20 protein-coding genes are annotated in these 24316 nt (G+C 58.0%); 10 read left to right on the plus strand and 10 right to left on the minus strand.

Annotated elements, in window-relative coordinates:
• Positions 1–70: 70 nt before the first annotated feature.
• Positions 71–2512: a TonB-dependent siderophore receptor gene (locus NVB75_RS20025; protein ID WP_258342954.1), complete on the plus strand. Its 2442-nt coding sequence runs from the start codon at positions 71–73 to the stop codon at positions 2510–2512.
• A 23-nt stretch (positions 2513–2535) separates the two neighbouring features.
• Here NVB75_RS20025 and mnmE read toward each other — a convergent pair whose 3' ends face one another.
• The 5 genes from mnmE to rpmH all read right to left on the minus strand — a co-directional run bounded on the left by mnmE (position 2536) and on the right by rpmH (position 6465).
• Positions 2536–3906, minus strand: coding sequence for a tRNA uridine-5-carboxymethylaminomethyl(34) synthesis GTPase MnmE (gene mnmE / locus NVB75_RS20030; protein ID WP_258342955.1), 1371 nt, complete (start codon positions 3904–3906; stop codon positions 2536–2538).
• An 80-nt stretch (positions 3907–3986) separates the two neighbouring features.
• Positions 3987–5669 (minus strand): membrane protein insertase YidC, encoded by a 1683-nt coding sequence (gene yidC, locus NVB75_RS20035; RefSeq protein WP_010168487.1) that lies wholly within the window; start codon positions 5667–5669, stop codon positions 3987–3989.
• A 2-nt stretch (positions 5670–5671) separates the two neighbouring features.
• Complete coding sequence (gene yidD, locus NVB75_RS20040; RefSeq protein WP_003213574.1) at positions 5672–5917, minus strand: membrane protein insertion efficiency factor YidD; 246 nt, start codon at positions 5915–5917, stop codon at positions 5672–5674.
• Positions 5910–6314, minus strand: coding sequence for a ribonuclease P protein component (gene rnpA, locus NVB75_RS20045; protein WP_010168490.1), 405 nt, complete (start codon positions 6312–6314; stop codon positions 5910–5912). The genes yidD and rnpA overlap by 8 nt, the downstream gene beginning before the upstream one ends.
• Positions 6315–6330: 16 nt before the next feature.
• Positions 6331–6465 (minus strand): 50S ribosomal protein L34, encoded by a 135-nt coding sequence (rpmH, locus tag NVB75_RS20050; protein ID WP_003213577.1) that lies wholly within the window; start codon positions 6463–6465, stop codon positions 6331–6333.
• A gap of 585 nt (positions 6466–7050) precedes the next feature.
• Here rpmH and dnaA point away from each other — a divergent pair.
• Genes dnaA through gyrB form a run of 4 tightly spaced genes read left to right on the plus strand, consistent with a single transcriptional unit; the run spans position 7051 to position 13266 of the window.
• Positions 7051–8571, plus strand: a complete 1521-nt coding sequence (gene dnaA / locus NVB75_RS20055) for a chromosomal replication initiator protein DnaA (protein ID WP_032868695.1) — start codon at positions 7051–7053, stop codon at positions 8569–8571.
• Between the two features lie 39 nt (positions 8572–8610).
• The gene (dnaN, locus tag NVB75_RS20060; protein WP_003213582.1) at positions 8611–9714 is read left to right on the plus strand and encodes a DNA polymerase III subunit beta; all 1104 of its coding nucleotides are present in this window, start codon (positions 8611–8613) and stop codon (positions 9712–9714) included.
• A 20-nt stretch (positions 9715–9734) separates the two neighbouring features.
• Complete coding sequence (gene recF, locus NVB75_RS20065; RefSeq protein WP_003213585.1) at positions 9735–10838, plus strand: DNA replication/repair protein RecF; 1104 nt, start codon at positions 9735–9737, stop codon at positions 10836–10838.
• A 4-nt stretch (positions 10839–10842) separates the two neighbouring features.
• Positions 10843–13266: a DNA topoisomerase (ATP-hydrolyzing) subunit B gene (gyrB, locus tag NVB75_RS20070; RefSeq protein WP_017477902.1), complete on the plus strand. Its 2424-nt coding sequence runs from the start codon at positions 10843–10845 to the stop codon at positions 13264–13266.
• Between the two features lie 97 nt (positions 13267–13363).
• On the opposite strand, the gene NVB75_RS20075 is transcribed toward gyrB, so the two are convergent.
• Positions 13364–14086, minus strand: coding sequence for a response regulator transcription factor (locus NVB75_RS20075; protein WP_177025264.1), 723 nt, complete (start codon positions 14084–14086; stop codon positions 13364–13366).
• A gap of 171 nt (positions 14087–14257) precedes the next feature.
• On the opposite strand from NVB75_RS20075, the gene NVB75_RS20080 reads away from it, so the two are divergent.
• From NVB75_RS20080 to NVB75_RS20090, 3 genes are all read left to right on the plus strand, one after another.
• Positions 14258–14509 carry a hypothetical protein gene (locus NVB75_RS20080; RefSeq protein ID WP_258342957.1) on the plus strand — a complete coding sequence of 84 codons (252 nt, stop codon included), beginning with the start codon at positions 14258–14260 and terminating at the stop codon, positions 14507–14509.
• A 267-nt stretch (positions 14510–14776) separates the two neighbouring features.
• Positions 14777–15772, plus strand: coding sequence for a FecR domain-containing protein (locus NVB75_RS20085; RefSeq protein WP_258348684.1), 996 nt, complete (start codon positions 14777–14779; stop codon positions 15770–15772).
• Positions 15773–15790: 18 nt separating this feature from the next.
• Positions 15791–18082 (plus strand): CHASE2 and HATPase_c domain-containing protein, encoded by a 2292-nt coding sequence (locus NVB75_RS20090; RefSeq protein WP_258342958.1) that lies wholly within the window; start codon positions 15791–15793, stop codon positions 18080–18082.
• 180 nt (positions 18083–18262) lie between these two features.
• Here the strand turns inward: NVB75_RS20090 and NVB75_RS20095 are convergent, their stop codons facing one another.
• The 4 genes from NVB75_RS20095 to glyQ form a co-directional block, all read right to left on the minus strand.
• Entirely contained in the window at positions 18263–19033 is a 771-nt protein-coding gene (locus NVB75_RS20095; protein WP_003213596.1) for a 1-acyl-sn-glycerol-3-phosphate acyltransferase, read from the minus strand.
• 84 nt (positions 19034–19117) lie between these two features.
• Positions 19118–19657 carry a D-glycero-beta-D-manno-heptose 1,7-bisphosphate 7-phosphatase gene (gene gmhB, locus NVB75_RS20100; RefSeq protein ID WP_173860314.1) on the minus strand — a complete coding sequence of 180 codons (540 nt, stop codon included), beginning with the start codon at positions 19655–19657 and terminating at the stop codon, positions 19118–19120.
• On the minus strand, positions 19657–21711 hold the full coding sequence (gene glyS, locus NVB75_RS20105) for a glycine--tRNA ligase subunit beta (protein WP_258342961.1): 2055 nt from the start codon (positions 21709–21711) through the stop codon (positions 19657–19659). Before glyS ends, gmhB begins: the two co-directional genes overlap by 1 nt.
• On the minus strand, positions 21708–22661 hold the full coding sequence (gene glyQ / locus NVB75_RS20110; RefSeq protein WP_003213601.1) for a glycine--tRNA ligase subunit alpha: 954 nt from the start codon (positions 22659–22661) through the stop codon (positions 21708–21710). Before glyQ ends, glyS begins: the two co-directional genes overlap by 4 nt.
• 81 nt (positions 22662–22742) lie before the next feature.
• Between glyQ and NVB75_RS20115 the strand changes: the two genes are divergently transcribed.
• Both NVB75_RS20115 and NVB75_RS20120 read left to right on the plus strand, forming a co-directional pair.
• A complete protein-coding gene (locus NVB75_RS20115; protein WP_258342963.1) occupies positions 22743–23300 on the plus strand; it encodes a DNA-3-methyladenine glycosylase I in 558 nt (185 codons plus the stop codon).
• Between the two features lie 40 nt (positions 23301–23340).
• Positions 23341–24228 (plus strand): lysophospholipid acyltransferase, encoded by an 888-nt coding sequence (locus tag NVB75_RS20120; RefSeq protein ID WP_258342964.1) that lies wholly within the window; start codon positions 23341–23343, stop codon positions 24226–24228.
• Positions 24229–24316 lie beyond the last annotated feature (88 nt).

Below are 24316 nucleotides of genomic sequence, written 5' to 3' on the forward strand. Positions count from 1 at the left end.
GGGTTATCTTTTTTTTACCTGGCGCGGCCCTACAGGTAATCACGATGCTACCTTCAGGGCTTACTCACACATGCGCCTTCCTACAAAACTTCGTCAGCGTCTCTCCTATCACGGTATTACGTATGGCTTGCTGCTGGTCTCGGCAGCGACTGCCAGCACCTTGCTATGCACTCGGGCCATTGCTGCCAGCCCAGTGCAACATTACGTGATCGCCTCCGGACCACTCGACAACGCCTTGAGCCAATTCGCATCGAAGGCCAATGTGATTCTGTCATTCTCGCCGCAGCAGACGGCGCGCTTGCAGAGTCCTGGGCTGGAGGGTGACTACTCGGTGGAGCAGGGGTTTGCGTTATTGCTGCAAAACTCGGGATTGCAGGCGGCGGCTCAAGGCCCCGGCAGCTATGCGCTGCAGCCGGCCACGAGCGGGGAACAACTCATGTTGGCCCCGACGACTGTCAGCACTTATCAACAGACCGGTTTCAATCAGGAGATTGCCGGGGACGTAGGTTACAAGGCGCAAAACAGCCGAATCGGTACCAAGACCAGCACACCATTGTCGGAAACCCCACGCTCGGTGTCAGTGGTGACCGGCCAGCGCATCAAGGATCAAAAATCCCAGACGCTCACCGAAGTGCTGGGCTATGTGCCGGGAATCTTCGCCCCACCCTTCGCAGCGGGCGATGGCCTGGCGGGTGACCTGTTCTTCATTCGCGGCTTCAACGCCACGGATTATGGCTACGGCCTGCTGCGCGATGGCTTGCGAGTACAAGGCAACCGGTATGACACCACCAGCGAACCTTATGGGCTGGAACGGGTAGAAATATTCCGTGGTCCTTCTTCCCTGCTCTACGGCGAAAACGCACCCGGTGGTCTGGTCAACCTGGTGAGTAAACGCCCGACAGCTACACCACAAGGCGAAGTTCAGCTGACCTACGGTTCGAATAATCGCCGCCAGGTAGGTGTGGATATCTCCGGTCCGTTGAACGACAACGACAATATTCTTGGACGCGTGGTGATGCTCGGCAGAAAGTCCGACACCCAAACCGATCACGTTCCCGATGACCGCTTGTATATCGCACCGTCCCTGACCCTCAATTTCGACGACTACAACACCCTGACGCTGCTGGCCAACTACCAGAAAGACCACACCAATCTCGAACTTGGCCTACCTGCCGCCGGCACGTTACTGACCAACCCCAACGGGAAGCTCTCCAAGCACACCATGCTCGGTGACCCGGACTGGAACACCTTCGAACGGGAAACCTGGAGCACCGGTTACGAGTTCAGCCACAGCTTCAACGATGACTGGCAGTTTCGGCAGAACTCGCGCTACATGCAGTCCCGAATCACACGCCATGAAACCTGGCCAGGCAACCTGAATAATGCGGGGTTCGGCACCCAGCTGAACATGAATGCCTACGACCGCTACAACAAATCGATGGTTTACTCGCTGGATAACCAGTTGGAAGGAACATTCCAGGTAGGCGGCCTGGAAAATACCGTGCTGTTCGGTGCCAGCTATGACCGGACCTCCTTCAGCCAGGATTGGAATGCCGGATTTGCAGGCACGATCAATGTGTATAACCCGGTGTACCTGAAGGACCCATTGACGCCTCTCGCGGTGCAAAACACGTTGCTCGAACAGCAGATGAAAGGTGTTTATGCACAGGTCCAGAGCAAGTATGACCACTGGTTATTCTTGCTCGGCGGACGCCAGGACTGGGTCGACAGTGATTTCCGCGACAAGGTGGCCAAGGCCGGCAACATCAGCTCTGAAGACCGCAAATTCACCTATCAGGGCGGGATCATGTACCAGTTCGACAACGGCCTGACGCCGTATGTCAGCTACTCGACTGCGTTCGTCCCGGTACAGCAGATCTCCAATGCCGGCACACCGCTGGACCCGATCACCAGCAGTCAATATGAAGTAGGCCTCAAGTACGAGCCGATCGGCTGGGACACGGCGATGACGTTGTCGGTCTATGACTTGCGCAAGCAGGACGACACGTACCTCGACGCCACGACCAATACCTACCGCCAGGTGGGCGAAAGCCGGGCCAAGGGCGTGGAAGTGGAGGTCAACAGCAACCTCACCCCTAATTTGAACGTGACTGCGGCCTACACCTACACCGATGCTCGGATTACCAAGGATTCGGCAACGTCGCTCGTGGAAGGTCACCAAATGACCGGTGTCCCACGTAATCAGGCTTCGGTCTGGGGCAAGTACCGCTTTCTTGATGGCCAACTCAAGGGCTTGTCCGTCGGCGGCGGCATGCGCTACTTCGACAGCACGTTCGCTTACACCGCGCCTTCCCTTTACGGGAAGCTGGATGCTGGAAGCGTAACGTTGGTGGATGCCGCCATCGGTTACCAGATTGACAAGCACTGGTCGGTGGACGTGAACGCTAAGAACCTGTTCGACAAGGAGTATGTGTCCGGCTGCAACGATGCAGGCCGCTGCTATTGGGGTGAAAGCCGGACGCTACTCGGAACAGTTTCCTACAACTGGTGACGTGCCAGCTGTGGATAACCCGGCTATTTCCCGATACAGAAGCTTGAAAAAATCCGCCCCAACAAGTCATCGGAGCTGAATGCGCCGGTGATCTCACCCAACAGCTGCTGCGCCTGACGTAAATCTTCAGCCAGCAGCTCACCGGCGCCTGCCAGCGTCAGCTGCGCGCGGCCATGCTCGAGGGCGGCGCTTGCATGCCGCAGCGCCTCCAGGTGCCTGCGACGAGCGCTGAAGCTGCTTTCCGAGGTCTGCTCGTAGCCCATGCACGCTTTCAGATGATCGCGCAGCAATTCCAACCCCTCTCCCGCAGACTTGGCACTTAAGCTGATCGTCACGTGGCCGTCCTCACTGACTTCCAGGGCAATCACCTCACCCGTCAGGTCGGCCTTGTTTCGAATCAGCGTGACCTTGGCCGGGTCTGGCCGCTGTTCGAGAAATTCCGGCCACAGCGCAAACGGATCTGCCGCCTCTGGCGCCGTGGCATCCACCACCAGCAGCACACGATCGGCCTCAGTGATCGCCTTCAACGCGCGTTCCACACCGATCTTTTCCACCTGGTCATCGGTGTCACGCAGCCCGGCCGTGTCCACCACATGCAGTGGCATACCATCGATGTGGATATGTTCGCGCAAGATATCCCGGGTGGTGCCGGCGATCTCGGTAACGATGGCCGCTTCTCGCCCCGCCAGTGCGTTGAGCAGGCTCGACTTGCCGGCGTTGGGTCGGCCGGCAATCACCACCGTCATACCGTCACGCAGCAAGGCACCTTGCCCGGCTTCGCGCAGCACTGTGGATAACTCATCACGAACCTTATCCAGCATCGCCAGGACATGGCCATCGGCGAGGAAGTCGATTTCTTCCTCCGGGAAATCAATCGCGGCCTCAACGTAGATTCGCAGGCTGATCAATTGCTCGGTGAGGTTATGCACACGCAGGGAAAATGCGCCCTGCAACGAGCGCAACGCATTGCGCGCGGCTTGTGCAGAACTGGCTTCGATCAGGTCGGCAATCGCCTCGGCCTGGGCCAGGTCGAGTTTATCGTTGAGGAACGCGCGTTCGCTGAATTCACCCGGGCGTGCCAGGCGGCAACCCAACTGCAGGCACCGCTGCAGCAGCATGTCCAGAACGATCGGGCCACCGTGGCCTTGCAGTTCCAGGACGTCTTCGCCGGTAAATGAGTTCGGCCCCGGAAAATAAAGGGCAATACCTTCGTCCAGCACCTCTTCATCAGCACCTAAAAACGGCCCGTAATGCGCATACCGCGGCTTCAGCTCCCGACCACTGATGGCTTGGGCAGCCACGCCGGCGAGCGGCCCGGAAATACGAACGATACCGACACCACCACGACCTTGAGCGGTGGCGACAGCGGCGATGGTTTCACGAGGAGCGCTCATGGCGGGTACCCGGATAAAAGTGACGGAAAGCAAAACGCCCCACTAGGGGGCGTCTTGAGTGGTGTTATCCACAGAGTAAATTACGCCTCGGCTTTTTTGGTAGCCGCTTCGATTTTACGTGTGATGTACCACTGTTGGGAGATCGACAAGCAGTTGTTGACCACCCAGTACAGCACCAGACCAGCCGGGAACCACAGGAAGAAGAAGGTGAAGATGATTGGCATCATTTTCATTACCTTGGCCTGCATCGGGTCCGGCGGAGTCGGGTTCAGACGCTGCTGGATGAACATGGTCGCGCCCATGATGATCGGCAGGATAAAGAACGGGTCTTTGATCGACAGGTCAGTTATCCACAGCATGAACGGAGCCTGGCGCATTTCCACGCTTTCCAGAAGCACCCAGTACAGCGACAGGAACACCGGCATCTGCACCAGAATCGGCAAGCATCCACCCAGCGGGTTGATCTTCTCTTTCTTGTACAGCTCCATCATGGCCTGCGACATTTTCTGCCGGTCATCGCCATGTTGTTCTTTCAGCGCGGCCAGTTTCGGGGCCACGGCACGCATACGTGCCATCGACTTGTAGCTGGCAGCCGACAGTGGGAAGAAGATCCCCTTGATCAACATGGTCAGCAGGATGATCGAGAAGCCCCAGTTGCCGACGATGCTGTGGATATGTTGCAGCAGCCAGAAGATAGGCTGGGCAATGAACCACAGAATGCCGTAATCCACAGTCAGTTCCAGACCTGGGGATAACTCTTTCAGCACAGCCTGGCTCTTCGGACCGGCGTACAACGTAGCACTCGCTTCGGCCTTGGCACCCGGAGCGACGGTCAACGTCGGGCCAGTAAAGCCAATGATGTAGTTGCCTTGGCTGTCTTTACGGGTTTGAACCAGGTTGGCATCACCCTTGTTCGGGATCCATGCGGTCACGAAGTAGTGTTGCAACCAGGCAACCCAGCCACCTTGAACGGTTTCTTTCAGCGCGCCCTTGTCGATATCTTTCATCGACACTTTTTTGTACGGCTCGTTACTTGTCCACAGGGCGGCGCCCAGGTAAGTCGCGGTGCCGGTGGCGGTGCTGGAAGAAGGATCGGCGCTGTTGTCACGCTTGAGCTGGGCAAACAGGTTGCCAGTCCACGGCTTCGCGCTCTCGTTGTCGATCAGATAAGTGACTTTCAGATCGTACAAACCGCGAGTGAAGCTGAAGCGCTTGATGTAGTTGACGCCGTCGTGACTGAATTTCAGGTCAACGTTCAACTGGTTCTGGCCATCAGCCAGTTGATAAGTCTTCTGTTCGGTCGAATAAACCGGACGACCGGTAGCACGAGCATCCGGACCGTCAGTGCCGGTCAGGCCACTTTGTGCCAGATATACACGTTCGCCGCCATTATCGAACAGCTGGAACGGAACATCCGGGTGGTCTTGGCGACGTGGATACAGCGGCAGTTTCAGCTGGGCGATGTCACCACCCTGTGGATCGATTGCCAGGTCCAGTACATCCGTTTTTACATGGATGAGGTCTTTATTGGTGACGACCGGGGTTTCTACCGGGGTGCTGGTATCGGCATTCGCGCTGGGTACATCGGCACTGGCGGCAGCATTGTTACCCAGTGGCGTATCCGGAATAGCCGGCGCCGACTGATTGGTAGCAACATTCTGAGTCGGCAGGGCAGCTTGGCCATAATCCTGGTTCCACTTAAGAACCATAGAGTAGGACACGATTGCCAGGGCGACGATCAGGATCGTGCGTTTAATATCCATGATTACTCGGCCATCGAAGAAGAACGGGAGGTAGGGATAGGCGGAACCGGGTCATAACCACCGGGATTCCACGGATGACAGCGACCTAAACGACGAAAGGTCAGCCAGCCACCGCGCAGAAGGCCATGATTTTCTATGGCTTCCAACGCGTAGCAGGAACAACTGGGGTAGAAACGACAGTGGTTTGCCATCAGGGGACTAATGGCATAGCGGTAAAACTGGATCGGAACGAGCGCCAGTTTACGCATCAGTACTGTCTACCCCTACAGTTTCGGTGCTGACAGCTGGTGCTGGCTTGTTGGTACGAGCCAAACGTTTCCAGAGCTTGCCGAAATGCTGAATCAATTCGGGGTTTTCTACGTCCCCCAAGCCTTTGCGCGCGACGATAACAATATCCCAACCAACCAGAGTCTCCTGGTGGAGGCGAAACGATTCGCGCATCAGACGCTTGAGGCGATTGCGCTCAACGGAGAGCTTTACGCTCTTCTTGCCGATCACCAACCCGAGACGGGGGTGATCCAGATCGTTGTTACGCGCAAGGAGCAGGAGATTTTTCCCCGGAACCTTGCCGGTGGGGGAGTCAAAGACTGCCTTGAAATGCCGGGGGGTTAGCAGACGCTTTTCCCGACTGAAGTCCTGACTCACCACCAGTACCGGATTATCAAACTGCCAGACGCGCACGACCTTTGGCGCGGCGACGCGACAGGACAGCACGGCCGTTCTTGGTGGCCATGCGAGCACGGAAGCCGTGAGTACGGGCGCGTTTGATGGTGCTTGGTTGGAAAGTACGTTTCATGGCGTGTTACCTGGTTCGTCCACAACGGGCCGGAATGGCCCCCGTTTTAAGAGACCGGCGATTCTAGAGAAAGCAAGCCTCTAGGTCAATTTCCAACCAGCTTTTCCTTTAATTAGATATCTGGGGGCCTCTGGACCGAATCCGGGCGCTTCGGCTTTCACGAGCAATGCCATAGATATAAAAATAAAGAAGGAAGTTATTTAAAGCTTTTCTGTAAAGCTTATAAAAGCTAGGGAGGCGATCTTCTGTGGATAACTACCTTAAAGCCATATTCCACGTGATGTACAGAGAATGACAACACGGGGGAGAAACGGTGCTCTGCCTGTGCTGCGCTATCGGATAAGCTGTGTGTGGAATGGCTACTTATCCACAGGCCAGTTACCCACAGACTTTCGACCCCACTTGTACAACGGGCTTAGGGGCGCTTATCCACAGAGCTTATGCACAGACCATTTGTCGCCTTTTTTACGGTTAAGGCATTGATTCTTGGCGGCCTGTAAGCAAGCTACATGTGGATAAGTGGACGGCTGGCCGCTACAATGGCGGCTGTTTTTGCCTCACCGGCTTTCAACTTAGGGGATATCCGTGTCAGTGGAACTTTGGCAGCAGTGCGTGGAGCTTTTGCGCGATGAGCTGCCTGCCCAGCAATTCAACACCTGGATCCGTCCGCTACAGGTCGAAGCTGAAGGCGACGAGTTGCGTGTCTACGCGCCTAATCGTTTTGTTCTCGACTGGGTCAACGAGAAATACCTGAGCCGCGTTCTCGAATTGCTCGATGAACATGGCAACGGGCTTGCTCCGGTGCTCTCCTTATTAATAGGCAGCAAACGTAGCTCGGCACCTCGTGCTGCGCCGAATGCACCGTTGGCAGCCAGTGCCTCGCAGGCTCAGGCCGCTGCGGCACCTGTTAATAACTCGCCAGCCCCGGTTGCCCAGACGCCTTCGAAATCCTCGTCGCAGAAAAACGCGCCTATAAATGAAGAGCCGTCCCGCGACAGCTTTGACCCAATGGCCGGCGCCAGCTCCCAGCAGGCTCCGGTTCGTGCCGAACAGCGCACCGTCCAGGTAGAGGGTGCGCTCAAGCACACCAGTTACCTGAACCGCACGTTCACCTTTGAGAACTTTGTCGAAGGTAAATCCAACCAGTTGGCCCGCGCGGCTGCCTGGCAGGTCGCCGACAATCCCAAGCACGGTTACAACCCGCTCTTCCTTTATGGTGGCGTTGGCTTGGGTAAAACTCACTTGATGCACGCCGTGGGTAACCACCTATTAAAGAAGAACCCGAATGCCAAGGTCGTGTACCTGCACTCGGAGCGCTTCGTGGCCGACATGGTCAAGGCGCTGCAGCTCAATGCAATCAACGAGTTCAAACGGTTCTACCGTTCCGTTGATGCCTTGCTGATCGATGACATTCAATTCTTCGCCCGCAAGGAACGTTCCCAGGAAGAATTTTTCCACACGTTCAACGCGTTGCTCGAAGGTGGCCAGCAGGTCATCCTGACCAGTGACCGTTATCCGAAGGAAATCGAAGGCCTGGAAGAGCGCCTGAAGTCGCGCTTCGGCTGGGGCCTGACCGTTGCGGTAGAGCCGCCTGAACTGGAAACCCGCGTCGCGATCCTGATGAAAAAGGCCGACCAGGCTAAAGTCGACCTGCCTCACGACGCCGCGTTCTTCATTGCCCAACGCATTCGTTCCAACGTGCGTGAGCTGGAAGGCGCACTCAAGCGTGTCATCGCTCACTCGCACTTCATGGGCCGCGACATCACCATCGAGTTGATTCGCGAGTCCCTGAAAGACCTGTTGGCGTTGCAAGACAAGCTGGTGAGTGTGGATAACATCCAGCGCACTGTGGCCGAGTACTACAAGATCAAGATTTCCGACCTGCTGTCCAAGCGCCGTTCGCGCTCGGTAGCACGTCCCCGTCAGGTAGCGATGGCGCTCTCCAAAGAGCTGACCAACCACAGCCTGCCGGAAATTGGTGATGTGTTTGGCGGTCGCGACCACACCACGGTCTTGCACGCGTGCCGCAAGATCAACGAACTTAAGGAATCCGACGCGGATATTCGCGAGGACTACAAGAACCTGCTGCGTACACTGACTACTTGATGAACACCAGCGCAGCTTATTAAGGCAAGGGACTAGACCATGCATTTCACCATTCAACGCGAAGCCCTGTTGAAACCCCTGCAACTGGTCGCAGGCGTCGTCGAGCGCCGACAGACCTTGCCGGTGCTTTCCAACGTATTGCTGGTTGTCGAAGGCCAGCAATTGTCCTTGACCGGTACCGACCTCGAAGTCGAACTGGTTGGTCGTGTCCAGCTCGAAGAACCCGCCGAACCTGGCGAGATCACCGTGCCGGCGCGCAAGCTGATGGACATCTGCAAAAGCCTGCCCAACGACGCGCTGATCGACATCAAGGTTGATGAACAGAAGCTGGTGGTCAAAGCCGGTCGCAGCCGCTTCACCCTGTCGACCTTGCCGGCCAACGACTTCCCGACTGTGGAAGAAGGTCCTGGCTCGCTGACCTGCAGCCTGGAACAAAGCCGACTGCGCCGTTTGATCGAGCGCACCAGCTTCGCCATGGCCCAGCAGGACGTGCGTTACTACCTGAACGGCATGCTGCTGGAAGTCTCCGAAGGCATCATCCGCGCTGTTGCCACTGATGGTCACCGTCTGGCCATGTGCTCGATGAAAGCCGATATCGGTCAGCCGGATCGCCACCAGGTGATCGTGCCGCGTAAAGGTATTCTGGAACTCGCGCGCCTGCTGACCGAGCCGGATGGCAATGTCAGCATCGTCCTGGGCCAGCACCACATCCGTGCGACTACCGGCGAGTTCACCTTCACGTCCAAGCTGGTTGACGGCAAGTTCCCGGATTACGAGCGTGTTCTGCCTAAAGGCGGCGACAAGCTGGTGATCGGTGATCGTCAGGCCCTGCGTGAAGCATTCAGCCGTACGGCCATTCTTTCCAACGAGAAGTACCGCGGTATTCGCCTGCAATTGGCCAACGGCCAGCTGAAAATTCAGGCGAATAACCCTGAGCAGGAAGAAGCGGAAGAAGAAGTGGGCGTCGACTACAACGGCGGCAACCTGGAAATCGGCTTCAACGTCAGCTACCTGCTGGACGTGCTGGGCGTGATGACCACCGAACAGGTTCGCCTGATTCTGTCTGACTCCAACAGCAGCGCCCTGGTGCAAGAATCCGACAACGATGACTCGGCTTACGTTGTCATGCCGATGCGCCTGTAATCATGTTCAGCAGAAGCTAGATGTCCCTCAGTCGCGTCTCGGTCACCGCGGTGCGCAATTTGCACCCGGTGACCTTCTCCCCTTCCCCCCGCATCAATATCCTCCACGGCGCCAACGGCAGTGGCAAAACCAGCGTGCTGGAAGCCATTCACTTGCTGGGGCTTGCCCGCTCCTTTCGCAGTGCCCGCTTGTTACCGGTGATTCAGTATGAGCAACTGGCGTGCACGGTATTTGGCCAAGTCGAATTAGCGGAAGGCGGTCATAGCAGCCTGGGGATTTCTCGTGATCGTCAGGGGGAGTTTCAAATACGCATCGACGGGCAGAATGCTCGCAGTGCCGCGCAGCTGGCGGAAATCCTGCCACTGCAACTGATCAACCCAGACAGCTTCCGCTTGCTGGAGGGTGCGCCAAAAATCCGCAGGCAATTCCTCGATTGGGGAGTGTTCCACGTGGAACCGCGTTTCATGGCCACTTGGCAGCGCCTGCAGAAGGCCCTGCGGCAGCGGAACTCATGGCTGCGGCATGGTACACTTGACGCCGCTTCGCAAGCTGCTTGGGACCGGGAACTGTGCCTGGCCAGCGCTGAAATAGATGAATACCGCCGCGCCTATATCAAAGCCTTGAAACCAGTCTTTGAGCAGACCTTGAGCGAGTTGCTTGAACTCGAGGGGCTGACGTTGAGCTACTACCGTGGTTGGGACAAAGACCGGGAACTGAGTGCAGTGCTCGCGACGTCCTTACAGCGGGATCAGCAAATTGGTCACACCCAGGCCGGACCACAACGAGCTGATTTGCGCCTTAGATTGGGCGCACATAATGCTGCGGACATCTTGTCCCGTGGTCAGCAGAAGTTGGTGGTCTGTGCCCTGCGTATCGCCCAAGGGCATCTGGTTAGCCAGGCCCGGCGCGGGCAATGTATTTATCTGGTGGATGACTTGCCGTCCGAACTGGACGAGCAGCACCGCCGCGCGCTATGCCGCTTGTTGGAAGACTTACGCTGCCAGGTGTTTATCACCTGTGTAGACCACGAATTATTGAGGGAAGGCTGGCAGACGGAAACGCCAGTCGCTTTGTTCCACGTGGAACAAGGCCGTATCACCCAGACCCACGACCATCGGGAGTGAAGGCATGAGCGAAGAAAATACGAATACGTACGACTCGACCAGCATTAAAGTGCTTAAAGGTTTGGATGCCGTACGCAAACGTCCCGGTATGTACATCGGTGATACCGATGATGGCAGCGGTCTGCACCACATGGTGTTCGAGGTGGTCGATAACTCGATCGACGAAGCTTTGGCCGGTCACTGCGACGACATCAGCATCATCATCCACCCGGACGAATCCATCACCGTGCGCGACAACGGTCGCGGCATCCCGGTAGATGTGCATAAAGAAGAAGGCGTTTCGGCGGCAGAGGTCATCATGACCGTGCTCCACGCCGGCGGTAAGTTCGATGACAACTCCTACAAAGTATCCGGCGGTTTGCACGGTGTAGGTGTTTCCGTGGTGAACGCCCTCTCCGAACTGCTGGTGCTGACCGTGCGTCGCAGCGGCAAGATCTGGGAGCAGACCTACGTTCACGGCGTTCCGCAAGAGCCGATGAAAATCGTTGGCGAAAGCGAAACCACCGGTACCCAGATTCATTTCCGTCCTTCCGACGAAACCTTCAAGAACATCCACTTCAGCTGGGACATCCTGGCCAAGCGGATTCGTGAACTGTCCTTCCTCAACTCCGGTGTGGGTATCGTCCTCAAAGACGAGCGCAGCGGCAAGGAAGAGCTATTCAAATACGAAGGTGGCCTGCGGGCGTTCGTTGAATACCTGAACACCAACAAGACTGCGGTCAACCAGGTGTTCCACTTCAACATCCAGCGTGAAGACGGCATCGGCGTGGAAATCGCCCTGCAGTGGAACGACAGCTTCAACGAGAACCTGTTGTGCTTTACCAATAACATTCCTCAGCGCGATGGCGGTACTCACCTGGTGGGTTTCCGTTCTGCGCTGACGCGTAACCTGAACACCTATATCGAAGCAGAAGGCCTGGCGAAGAAGCACAAAGTCGCCACCACCGGTGACGATGCCCGTGAGGGCCTGACCGCGATTATTTCGGTCAAGGTTCCGGATCCGAAGTTCAGCTCCCAGACCAAAGACAAGCTGGTGTCTTCCGAAGTGAAGACCGCCGTTGAACAGGAAATGGGCAAGTACTTCTCCGACTTCCTGCTGGAAAACCCGAACGAAGCCAAACTGGTTGTCGGCAAGATGATCGACGCGGCGCGAGCTCGTGAAGCGGCGCGTAAAGCCCGTGAGATGACCCGTCGTAAAGGCGCGCTGGATATCGCTGGCCTGCCCGGCAAACTGGCTGACTGCCAGGAGAAAGACCCTGCCCTCTCCGAACTGTACCTGGTGGAAGGTGACTCTGCTGGCGGTTCCGCCAAGCAGGGCCGTAACCGTCGCACCCAGGCCATCCTGCCGTTGAAGGGTAAGATCCTCAACGTCGAGAAGGCGCGCTTCGACAAGATGATTTCCTCGCAGGAAGTCGGCACCTTGATCACCGCCCTGGGCTGTGGCATCGGCCGCGACGAGTACAACATCGACAAGCTGCGCTACCACAACATCATCATCATGACCGATGCTGACGTCGACGGTTCGCACATCCGCACCCTGCTGCTGACGTTCTTCTTCCGTCAGTTGCCTGAGCTGATCGAGCGTGGCTACATCTACATCGCCCAGCCGCCGCTGTACAAAGTGAAAAAGGGCAAGCAAGAGCAATACATCAAAGACGACGACGCCATGGAAGAGTACATGACGCAGTCGGCCCTGGAAGATGCGAGCCTGCACTTGAACGACGAAGCCCCGGGCATCTCCGGTGAAGCGTTGGAGCGTCTGGTAAACGATTTCCGCATGGTGATGAAGACCCTCAAGCGTTTGTCGCGCCTGTACCCTCAGGAGCTGACCGAGCACTTCATCTACCTGCCTGCCGTCAGCCTCGAGCAGTTGGGCGACCACGCTCACATGCAAAATTGGCTGGCCCAGTACGAAGTCCGTCTGCGTACCGTCGAAAAATCCGGCCTGGTTTACAAAGCCAGCCTGCGTGAAGACCGGGAGCGTAACGTCTGGCTGCCAGAGGTCGAACTGATCTCCCACGGCCTTTCGAACTACGTCACCTTCAACCGCGATTTCTTCGGCAGCAACGACTACAAGACTGTAGTTACACTCGGCGCGCAATTGAGCACCCTGCTGGACGACGGTGCTTACATTCAGCGTGGCGAGCGTAAGAAAGCGGTTAAAGAGTTCAAGGAAGCCCTGGACTGGTTGATGGCTGAGAGCACCAAGCGTCACACCATTCAGCGATACAAAGGTCTGGGCGAAATGAACCCGGATCAGCTGTGGGAAACCACCATGGACCCCGCTCAGCGTCGCATGCTGCGTGTGACCATCGAAGACGCCATTGGCGCGGATCAGATCTTCAACACCCTCATGGGTGATGCGGTCGAGCCTCGTCGTGACTTCATCGAGAGCAACGCCTTGGCGGTGTCCAACCTGGACTTCTGATCAGGTTGCAGCGCAAACAAAAAAGGCCAACGCTAAGCGTTGGCCTTTTTTATTGGCTGGGATTTGAGCATTTTATAAATGCTCCACGTGGAACATCTCAATCTTCGGCAGCAGATGTCACACTCTCCAACCGATACCCATACCCATAGATCGTCAGCAACTGCCACCCCCGCTCCGCCGTCAGTCCGAGCTTATTCCGTAGCCGATAAATATGCGTATCCAGCGGACGTGACGACACCATTTCTTCATGAGTCCAAAACCGCTCATACAAATATTCCCGAGAAAGTGGTCGCGCCAGATTCTCAAACAGGCACCGAGCCAGGCGATATTCGCGCTCCGTCAGGTTGATGGGCTTCCCTGCCCTGCTCACTGTGAGTTCAGCATCATCAAACGTCAGGTCGTTGAAGGTCAGCACTTCGCTGGCCGCGGACTTTTGCAGGCCGTGGCGCCGCAGAACGGCATTGACCCGTGCCTTAAGCTCGTTAGGGCGAAATGGCTTGCTGACGTAATCGTCGGCGCCACTGTTCAGCGCTTGGACGATATCGCTCTCGGCATCGCGGCTGGTGAGCATGATGGCGGCGGGTGGCGCTTCCATGTGCTCGCGGGTCCAGCGCAGCAATGCCAAGCCGCTGAGGTCGGGCAGTTGCCAGTCAAGGATCAGCAGGTCAAAGGTTTCCCGGCGCAGTTGGCGCAGCAGGTCTTCTCCACGCTCGAAGCAGTGCAGCGTCCATGGCTGATCCGCAGCGCTGGGGATTTGTCGCAGTGTCTGTTCCACCCGCCGCAGTTCAGCAGGTTCGTCATCCAGTATTGCGACACGCATGGCAGGGTCCTTTCTGATTGAAGAATGCGGGCATGAATCTGAACAATTATGGCCAGATTCTCAGGCCCTCTGAATCTCTCGGTACGCTGATATCAAATGGCCGTAGCCATTGGAAATCGTCAATACCCAAGCTGGGAAGATACCGGCTCGAGACCTTCAGGAAAAGGATCAATGGCAATCTGGTTTTATGCTGTTTCGAGACGTGTGATTGTTCTGGAAAAGATTAATGTGTGGGGGCGATTGGTATTGGTGGTAATGGCGGCAACTTTGGGGACCGAAACGGTGGGGGCATCGAAGCCGGTAGTGCCTGCATCGTTCGATGAGCGTCAAACCCTGAGTGAACCCGGTAACGGCATGGGCTTCGCCAGCTCACCCTTTGAGCCGCTCAGCGAACCACAGCAGAACCAACGCTGGGTGTTTTAATCGGCGCCAAATCTGAACAAATGTTGCGAATTGGTCCGATGAACCTCTCTTGTAGGTAAATTCGTTGTCGCTGTATGACGCACGGATTGGAGCGAGGGAATTGCTCCGGCACAGGGATGTGTCATCTTCTGCCATAGATCCCCACGCCCCAGACATTTCGGCTATCGACTGGATACCTCATCGAGTATCGTAGGCGGTATTCAAGGTCTTCCCCGCGAGACGCTTCCTGAACGTGCTTTCTGATGATCCATTAGAACTAGAATCTTGATGAGCGCCATGACCTTTTCCCCCTGCCGATTCCGCTTTGCCATTTCTACGCTGTTGGGCTCAGGCTTGATTGTTACGCTAGGCGTAGTGAGCCTGCCGGCCTTGGCACGTTCCGCCCCTCCCCGCGCGCCCTACATTGACGACAACCAGATGTGCCGCGCGCAGCCTCTACCGGCGGTGGTTCAGCACCTGACAGGCGAGGCCTGGAAGCTGGATGCCAAGGGCGTGTCCACTGCCTTGCAAGAAGGCATGGTCATTGATGAACAAGAGCGTGTGAAAACCTCACCAGACGCATTTGTCAGCCTTCTGCTGGGAGACGGTTCGCGGATTGTCTTGCCGTCCAGCTCCCAGGTTCGACTGCACCTGGTCGAGGAGCAATCGATCCCTCAGGTGATACTTGAAGAAGGTCAGGTTGAGGCTTATGTCATCAAGCGTGCCAGTGACTATGACCGTTTTCAGATCGTGACCCCGGTGGGTGTGCTCGGTGTGCGCGGCACGCATTTCCGTGTGCGTAACGACGGCGAACAATCCCTGGTTGAAGTGCTCAATGGGCAAGTCGCGGTCAATCGGGACGATGCTCCAGCGACCCTACGACCGATCAAGAAGAAGCCCATTACCGGTCCGGTTTCGGGTGAAGTGAAGGTCGGTGCGAGGCAGGGGCTGGCATTCAAAAAACAAGGTGAACTCAAGCCCGTGGAACTGCTGGATGCGCCACGTCTGGTGGGCCAGGACGGGCAAAAAGGCGATGCGCCGGTATGGACGCTGTTCATGCGTCCGTTAGCCGGTGCCCAGCGTTACCGGGCCCAGGTCGCGACCGATAAGGCGTTTCTGAACATTAAGCAGGAAAACTTCTCCGACAAGCCGCAAATGCGCTTCACTGGGCTCAAAGCATCGTTCTATCACGTTCGTTTGTCGGCCTATGATGAACAAGGGCTTGAGGGAGAAACCGGGGTCTATGACATCTTCTATTACCCGCCCGCGAACCGCGTGCAATAACGCTCTGGACGCTAACCGGTGAGGCTTTGGCGCAAGGCTGAAAAGCGCCAACCGACCCAGGCTCAGCGACTGTTCAATGGCTTGGTGCGCGAATGGCTCTGGGTCAGCCTGTTGCTGTTACCCATCACGGCATTCCTGTCCTTGAGCCCGGGCTTTTCCCTCAACAACCTGCTGTATGACAGCCTTCGCCGCTTGGCCCCGTTGCCGGTGGATCCACGCATTTTGCTGGTGACCATTGATGACCGCAGCCTGAAGGAACTTGGCCAATGGCCTTGGTCCCGGCGCGTACACGCCGACCTGCTTGATCGGCTGAGCGTTGCCAAACCCGCAGGTGTTCTGTTTGATGTGATCTTCAGTGAGCCCGCCCGGGAGCCGGCCAATGACCTGCGCCTGGCCGAGGCTATGTGCAACGCCGGCACTGTTCTGTTGCCCTTGATTCGTGAAGGCTCGCCCCGCTACGAGCAAGCTGTTGCGCAAATCCTGCCAGTGTTGCCCTTGCGCGATTGTGCCAGGGGCGTCGGCCATATCAATGTTGAAGCGGACAGCGACGGTATCGTTCGAAGTCTGTATTTGCGTGAAGGCCCACCAGGGGACATGACGCCCCAATTGGCCTGGTTGGCGTTTGAGCTGAGCGGCCAGCAGGCTGTTATGCCGGGCGCGCTTGGTCCGGCGGACAGCAACCATTGGCAGCGGCAAAACTCCATTCGAATTCCGTTCATCGCCAGCCATGCCGGCTTTCCCAGCGTGCCGTATATCAGCGTTTTACGCGGTGAGGTGCCGCCTGAGCTGCTCAGAGGCCGCTTGATCCTGGTCGGCGCCACTGCGCCGGGTATGGGCGACCGTTACGTCACGCCACTGTCAGCCAGCGTCGGCACGACACCTGGCGTGGAGATTCAGGCCAACATCCTCAATGGCTTGCTGCAAGGACGCAGCATCGTTGACCTGCCTGCCTGGACGGCAACGCTGCTGGCCACTGCCATGGTCGCGCTGCTATTGGGCTTGCTGTTGTTTCGCCCCCGTTATGCGCTGTGGTTGACCGTCGGTTGCATGAGTGCCGCGCTTCTCGGTTCTTGGTGCCTGTTGCGCCTGGGTCATTGGTGGTCACCGGCGGCGTGCCTGATCGGCATGCTGCTCAGCTACCTGATCTGGAACTGGCGGCGCCTGAGTGTGATCCTGGCCTACTTCGGTTGGGAACTGGCACGCCTGGACAACGAACCCAAAGTGCTCCCGGAGCGGCGTAGAGCGCCCGCCAGCCAGGGTGATGTTCTGCAGGGACGGATCTTCGCCCTGGAACAAGCGGTCAGCCGTACCCGGGACACGCGCCGCTTTATGGCCGATGGCCTGGAATGTTTGCCCGTAGCGACCTTGATTACCGATCCCAAGGGCAATGTCCTGCTGGCCAACCGGATTGCTCGTGATGTATTCGGCAATGAATTGGTGGCTGAAAACCTGCTGGAGCAGCTCGCTGCATTGGGTTATCCACCGCTGCAGGACGGCATTCGCCCTGCCCTGTCGGCGCTGGAAATCGTCGAATTCCGCGACACCCATAACCGTAGCCTGCGCCTCGACCTGGCCCCGCTGCTGCCCGCGGACGGTGACGTGGCATTGGGCTGGCTACTCAGCCTCACAGACCTGAGCATCGAGCGCGACGCCCAGCAGCAGCGGGAAACCTTGCTGCGCTTTCTATCCCACGACCTGCGTGCTCCGCATTCGGCGATCCTCGCCCTGTTGGATGTCCAGGACACTGCAGCGCCAATATTTGGCCTGATCGAACAACAAGTCCGTCGCGCCCTGAACCTGACCGAATCATTCGTGCAACTGGCGAAAGCCGAATCTGACGGCTACCAATTCCAGCCCAGCCTGTTCGCCATGCTGGTGCTCGACGCATTTGATCAAGTCGCGGTGCTCGCCCAGTTGAAAGGCATCCATCTGGTCCACGATCTGGATGAAGACGGCGAGGAAATGGTCTGGGCAGATCAATCGCTGCTGACCCGTGCCTTGTTCAATCTGCTGGAGAACGCAGTCAAATACAGTCCTTCGGGGACCACCGTGACGTTAACCCTGACCAGCAGCGAAGATCGTTTGGAATGCCGCATCAGCGACCAGGGGCGAGGAATCGCCGCGCAGGATTTGCCAGAGCTCTTCGCTCAATACCGGCGCTTCACCTCTGCTCAAGGCAGTGAGGGATTGGGGTTGGGCCTGACCATGGTCAAGGCGGTGGTGGACCGCCACGGCGGGCGGATTGGCTGCGAAAGCGTGCTGGGTAAAGGCACGACCTTCATCCTTCAGCTGCCATTGTGGAGAGAGTGAACGGCTGCTTTTTACCTGTGCATAGAAAACCGGTCTCAACGACCGGTTTTTTAATGCGGAAAAAACTTATGCACCTTTTCCGCTGTTTTATGAGCTTGGGAAATATGTAAGTAAATCAGCAGCCTATAATCAAAAAAGCCCAATTCGCCAACAAACCGTACACAGGTTATCCACAGAAACTCAAATCACCGGAGTGTCGACGACGACCGGCTCCGGCGGCAGCGAACCCATGGCTCTTTGTTGCGCTTCATTCCATGCCTGGGCACGGTCGTTCAGCGCAGCAATAGCACGCGGGCCTTCACCCTCGGCATACATCGGTTCGCCAATGATCACCGTGATGGTGCCTTCACGCTTGGCCCAGCCGGTCTTTGGCCAAAACTTGCCTGCGTTGTGGGCAATTGGCAGCACCGGCAGGCCTGCGTTTACCGCCAAAGCCGTACCGCCACGTGAGAACTTGCCCACAGTGCCGTAGGGCACCCGCGTACCTTCGGGGAAGATCAGCACCCAAACGCCGTCCTTGAGCAGCTCGTCGCCCTTCTTCGCCACATGCTTGAGCGCTGCCTTGGGGTTGTCACGGTCGATGGCGATCGGGCGCAGCATGGCCATGGCCCAGCCGAAGAACGGCACATACAGCAGCTCCCGCTTGAGCACTTGGCTCAGGGGCGAGAAGTAGGCAGACAGGAAGAAGGTTTCCCAGGTGCTCTGGTGGTTCGACAGAATCACGCAAGGCTGGTCCGGGACGTTTTCGGCGCCTTTGATCTCGAAACGAATGTTCAGGAACACCTTGGTCAACCACAACGCGCAGTTGCACCAAAAAACGTTGATGAAACGATAGCGCGCCTTGAATGGCAGAAAAGGCGCGATAAAAAAGCTCAGGGTGCACCAGAGGAAAGAACTGGTGCCCAGCAGCAGGTAAAAGAAGAAGGTTCTGATGGCCTGCAAAATCGACATGGCGGCATTTACCGTTGCGGGACAAGGCCCGCCTGTTAAAAGCGCGCTCCCGAACAGTCCTTGGTCAGGAAGTCAGAAGGGCTGCTAGTTGTTGATAAGTTCTGCGGCAACCGCCGCCAGATCGTCAAAAATCAAGGTGCCTACCGGCAGGGTTTTAGCCTGGGTCTTTTCGCCTTTTCCGGTTTTTACCAAAACTGGCTGAGAGTCGACGGCTTTGGCAGCCTCCAGGTCACCGAGGCTGTCCCCGACAAACCATAGCCCAGCCAATGGCACGTTGTAATGTTCAGCAATAGTTTTAAGCATACCGGGTTTGGGCTTGCGGCAATCGCAACCTTCATCCGGGCCATGTGGGCAATACACCACCAGCCCTACTTCACCGCCCTGCTCGGCCACCAGCATGCGCAAGCGCGCGTGCATGGCGTCGAGGGTGGCGATGTCGTAGTAGCCGCGGGCGATGCCGGACTGGTTGGTGGCGATGGCCACCGTCCAGCCCGCTTTGCTCAACTGCGCGATGGCCTCGATCGAGCCGGGCAGTGGAATCCATTCCGCCACCGATTTGATGTAAGCGTCGGAGTCGTAATTGATCACTCCGTCCCGATCGAGAATCAGCAGTTTCAACATGATCAGCTCAGTACGGAAATGTCAGCGATATTGATGAACAAGCCACGCAGACGCGCCAGCATGGCGTAGCGGTTTTTCCGCACGCCCGCATCTTCGGCATTGATCATCACCGCTTCGAAGAACGCATCCACCGGCTCACGCAAGGTGGCCAGGCGCGCCAGTGCTTCGGCGTAGTTACGTTCGGCGATCAGCGGCTTCACTGCGTTTTCTGCCTTGGCGATGGCCGAGTTCAGCGAGAACTCCTTGGCATCGGCAAACAGGCCTGGGTCGACTTCGGCATTGCCGAGGTTGTCGGCCTTGCTCAGCAGGTTCGATACACGCTTGTTCACGGCGGCCAGGGCACCGGCTTCCGGCAGCTTGCGGAAGGCCTGAACGGCTTGTACGCGTTGGTCGAAGTCCAGCGCCGAACCCGGTTGCAGGGCACGTACCGACAGGTACACCGAAACATCCACGCCTTCGTCTTCGTAACGTGCACGCAGACGGTCGAACACGAACTCCAGTACTTGCTCGGCCAGGCCCGCTTGCTTGACCTTGGCACCGAACTGGCCGACAGCGAACACCACGGCCTGGGTCAGGTCGAGGTCGAGCTTCTTGTCGATCAGGATCCGCAGCACACCCAGGGCCGCACGGCGCAGGGCATACGGGTCTTTGCTGCCGGTAGGCAACATGCCGATACCGAAGATACCGACGAGGGTATCCAGCTTGTCCGCGATGGCCACGGCCGCACCGGTGAGGGTCGTCGGCAGCTCGGCGCCAGCACCGCGCGGCATGTACTGCTCGTTCAGCGCCAGGGCGACGTCTTCCGGCTCGCCATCATTGAGGGCGTAGTAGTAACCGGCGACACCTTGCATCTCCGGGAACTCGCCGACCATCTCGGTGGCCAGGTCGCACTTGGACAGCAGGCCGGCACGCGCAGCCCAGGCGGCATCGCCACCAATGCGAGGGGCGATGTAGGCCGCCAGCTTGGAAACCCGCACAGCCTTGTCGTAGACGCTGCCGAGTTTTTCCTGGAACACCACGTTTTGCAGGCGCAGGTTGAAGTCTTCCAGCTTCTGCTTTTTGTCTTGCTTGAAGAAGAACTCGGCGTCAGTCAGGCGCGGGCGAACGACTTTCTCGTTACCGGCGATGATCTGCTGCGGGTCCTTGCTTTCGATGTTGGCCACGGTGATGAACCGAGGCAGCAACTTGCCGTCTACGTCCAGCAGGCAGAAGTACTTCTGGTTGTCCTGCATGGTGGTGATCAGTGCTTCTTGTGGCACGTCGAGGAAACGTTCCTCGAACGAGCACACCAGCGGCACTGGCCATTCAACCAAAGCCGTCACTTCGTCCAGCAGGCTTGGCGGCACGATGGCGGTGCCTTCCTGCTGGCGGGCCAGCTCTTCGGTGCGCTTGCTGATCAGCTCGCGACGCTCATCGGCATCGGCCAGCACGTAGGCGGCACGCAGGTCAGCGGCGTAGTTGGCCGGCGAGGTGATGCGCACGGCTTCAGGATGGTGGAAGCGGTGACCACGGGAATCACGACCGGCCTTTTGGGCGAGGATGGTGCAGTCGATGACTTGGTCACCGAGCAGCATCACCAGCCATTGGGTTGGACGCACGAACTCTTCCTTGCGGGCACCCCAGCGCATGCGCTTCGGGATCGGCAGGTCGTTCAGGGAGTCTTCAACGATGGTCGGCAACAGGCTGGCAGTCGGCTTACCGGTGATGACCTGGCTGAAACGCAGTTTCGGGCCGCTCTGGTCGATCTCGCTCAGCTCGACGCCACACTTCTTGGCAAAACCAAGGGCGGCTTGAGTCGGGTTGCCTTCAGCATCGAAGGCGGCCTGGCGTGGCGGGCCGTCGAGGTTGATGCTGCGGTCCGGCTGCTGGGTTTCCAGCGCGGTGAGCAACACCGCCAGGCGGCGTGGCGCGGCGTAGACCTTCTTCGCTGCGAACTTCAGGCCAGCGGTTTGCAGGCCTTTTTCGATACCGGCCAGAAACGCGTCGGCCAGGGTGTTGAGTGCCTTGGGTGGCAGCTCTTCGGTGCCCAGTTCAACCAGGAAATCTTGAGCACTCATTGTGCAGCCTCCAGCTTAGCCAACACTTCATCACGCAGGTCCGGGGTTGCCATCGGGAAGCCCAGTTTGGCGCGAGCCAGCAGGTAGGCTTGGGCGACGGAACGCGCCAGGGTGCGTACACGCAGGATGTATTGCTGGCGCGCGGTGACCGAGATGGCACGGCGAGCATCCAGCAGGTTGAAGGTGTGAGACGCCTTCAGCACCATTTCATAGCTCGGCAACGGCAGTGGCTGATCCAGTTCGATCAGGCGCTTGGCTTCGCTTTCATAGAAGTCGAACAGCTCGAACAGTTTCTCGACGTTGGCGTGTTCGAAGTTGTAGGTCGACTGCTCCACTTCGTTCTGGTGGAACACATCGCCATAGGTCACCTTGCCGAACGGGCCGTCAGCCCATACCAGGTCGTAGACCGAGTCCACGCCTTGCAGGTACATGGCCAGACGCTCGAGACCGTAGGTGATCTCGCCGGTCACCGGGTAGCACTCGATGCCACCGGCTTGCTGGAAGTAAGTGAATTGCGTCACTTCCATGCCGTTGAGCCAGACTTCCCAGCCCAGGCCCCAGGCGCCGAGGGTTGGCGACTCCCAGTTGTCTTCGACGAAACGGATGTCGTGGACCAGCGGGTCCAGGCCGACATGTTTCAGCGAGCCCAGGTACAGCTCCTGGAAGTTGTCCGGGTTCGGCTTCAGAACCACCTGGAACTGGTAGTAATGCTGCAGGCGGTTCGGGTTTTCGCCGTAGCGGCCGTCAGTCGGGCGACGACTGGGCTGCACATAAGCGGCGTTCCAGGTTTCCGGGCCGATGGCCCGCAGGAAGGTAGCGGTGTGGAAAGTGCCGGCGCCTACTTCCATATCGTAGGGCTGAAGTACCACACAACCTTGCTCGGCCCAGTATTGCTGGAGGGCGAGGATCAAGTCTTGGAAGGTACGCACGGCTGGCGTAGGCTGGCTCACGAAATTCACCTGTTACTTGGGCTGCGATTTAAAGAGCGGGAGTATACCCGATTCGGCCGCGCCACCATCCCCTGGAGCCTTATGCCACGCTGCTTTTGGTGTTCTGAAGATCCGCTGTACATGGCTTATCACGATCAGGAGTGGGGAACGCCGCTGCGCGATGCGCAGGGACTGTTCGAGTTGCTTTTGCTCGAAGGGTTCCAGGCGGGCCTGTCCTGGATCACCGTTTTACGCAAACGCGAGCACTATCGAAAGGTCTTGTTTGGATTTGATGCACAGCGTTTGGCGCAACTGAGCGATGCCGAGATTGAAGCGCTGATGCTCGATCCGGGCATCGTGCGTAACCGCCTGAAACTCAATGCCACCCGACGCAATGCCGCCGCCTGGCTGGCGCTGGAGGATCCTGTGGGGTTGCTCTGGTCGTTTGTCGGCGGCGTGCCCAAGGTCAATCATTTCAAGGATCGCAGCCAGGTTCCGGCGATTACGCCTGAAGCGGAAGCGATGAGCAAAGCCCTGAAAAAAGCCGGCTTTACGTTCGTCGGACCCACCATCTGCTACGCGTTCATGCAGGCCTCGGGCATGGTCATGGACCACACCCAGGACTGCGACCGTTACGCGGACCTGGCCAACGCCGGTTAGAATGGCGGTTTTGCGCACCACACACGATCAGGAGTGACCTGTGGAAAAGTTTAAAGGCGCCTTGCTGGTAGGCGCTCTTCGATTGTTTGCCCTGCTGCCTTGGCGCGCGGTGCAAGCGGTCGGTTCGGCGATTGGCTGGATCATGTGGAAAACCCCCAACCGCTCCCGCGAGACGGTGCGGATCAACCTGTCCAAATGCTTCCCCGACATGGACCCGGCCGAGCGCGAGCGCCTGGTGGGCCAGAGCCTCAAGGACATCGGCAAGTCCCTGACCGAAAGCGCTTGCGCCTGGATCTGGCCGGCCCAGCGTTCCATTGACCTGGTGCGTGAAGTCGAAGGCCTGGAAGTGCTGCACGAAGCCCTGGCCTCGGGTAAAGGCGTGGTCGGTATCACCAGCCACCTGGGCAACTGGGAGGTGTTGAACCACTTCTATTGCAGCCAGTGCAAACCGATCATTTTCTACCGCCCGCCGAAGCTCAAGGCGGTGGATGACTTGCTGCGCAAACAGCGGGTGCAATTGGGCAACCGTGTGGCGGCGTCCACCAAGGAAGGCATCCTCAGTGTCATCAAGGAAGTGCGCAAAGGCGGCCAGGTGGGCATTCCTGCCGACCCGGAGCCGGCAGAGTCCGCCGGGATCTTCGTGCCGTTCTTCGCCACCCAGGCGCTGACCAGCAAGTTCGTGCCGAACATGCTGGCGGGGCACAAGGCGGTCGGGGTGTTCCTGCATGCCCTGCGGCTGCCGGATGGCTCGGGCTACAAAGTGATCCTGGAAGCGGCGCCGGACGACATGTACAGCACCGACACCGCCACATCGTGTGCGGCGATGAGCAAGGTGGTGGAGCGGTATGTGGCTGCTTACCCAAGCCAGTACATGTGGAGCATGAAGCGCTTCAAGAAACGTCCGCCGGGTGAGGCGCGGTGGTACTGACCCGCTTCCTGTAGGAGCGAGCTTGCTCGCGAAGGTCGTTAACGATTATGCGGTCTTTCTGATTTGACGCGGCGCTCTCGGGTTTTTC

The organism is Pseudomonas sp. CBS (genome assembly GCF_024734645.1).
Lineage (GTDB): Bacteria > Pseudomonadota > Gammaproteobacteria > Pseudomonadales > Pseudomonadaceae > Aquipseudomonas.

What these genes read in the sequence shown, in the direction of transcription:
- rpmH (WP_003213577.1), bottom strand. Translation starts at nt 6,465, where the DNA reads ATGAAACGTACTTTCCAACCAAGCACCATCAAACGCGCCCGTACTCAC.
- mnmE (WP_258342955.1), bottom strand. Translation starts at nt 3,906, where the DNA reads ATGAGCGCTCCTCGTGAAACCATCGCCGCTGTCGCCACCGCTCAAGGT.
- NVB75_RS20025 (WP_258342954.1), top strand. Translation starts at nt 71, where the DNA reads ATGCGCCTTCCTACAAAACTTCGTCAGCGTCTCTCCTATCACGGTATT.
- yidD (WP_003213574.1), bottom strand. Translation starts at nt 5,917, where the DNA reads ATGCGTAAACTGGCGCTCGTTCCGATCCAGTTTTACCGCTATGCCATT.
- dnaN (WP_003213582.1), top strand. Translation starts at nt 8,611, where the DNA reads ATGCATTTCACCATTCAACGCGAAGCCCTGTTGAAACCCCTGCAACTG.
- glyS (WP_258342961.1), bottom strand. Translation starts at nt 21,711, where the DNA reads ATGAGTGCTCAAGATTTCCTGGTTGAACTGGGCACCGAAGAGCTGCCA.
- recF (WP_003213585.1), top strand. Translation starts at nt 9,735, where the DNA reads ATGTCCCTCAGTCGCGTCTCGGTCACCGCGGTGCGCAATTTGCACCCG.
- yidC (WP_010168487.1), bottom strand. Translation starts at nt 5,669, where the DNA reads ATGGATATTAAACGCACGATCCTGATCGTCGCCCTGGCAATCGTGTCC.
- NVB75_RS20085 (WP_258348684.1), top strand. Translation starts at nt 14,777, where the DNA reads ATGAGCGCCATGACCTTTTCCCCCTGCCGATTCCGCTTTGCCATTTCT.
- NVB75_RS20115 (WP_258342963.1), top strand. Translation starts at nt 22,743, where the DNA reads ATGCCACGCTGCTTTTGGTGTTCTGAAGATCCGCTGTACATGGCTTAT.
- NVB75_RS20080 (WP_258342957.1), top strand. Translation starts at nt 14,258, where the DNA reads ATGGCAATCTGGTTTTATGCTGTTTCGAGACGTGTGATTGTTCTGGAA.
- gyrB (WP_017477902.1), top strand. Translation starts at nt 10,843, where the DNA reads ATGAGCGAAGAAAATACGAATACGTACGACTCGACCAGCATTAAAGTG.
- NVB75_RS20095 (WP_003213596.1), bottom strand. Translation starts at nt 19,033, where the DNA reads ATGTCGATTTTGCAGGCCATCAGAACCTTCTTCTTTTACCTGCTGCTG.
- NVB75_RS20075 (WP_177025264.1), bottom strand. Translation starts at nt 14,086, where the DNA reads ATGCGTGTCGCAATACTGGATGACGAACCTGCTGAACTGCGGCGGGTG.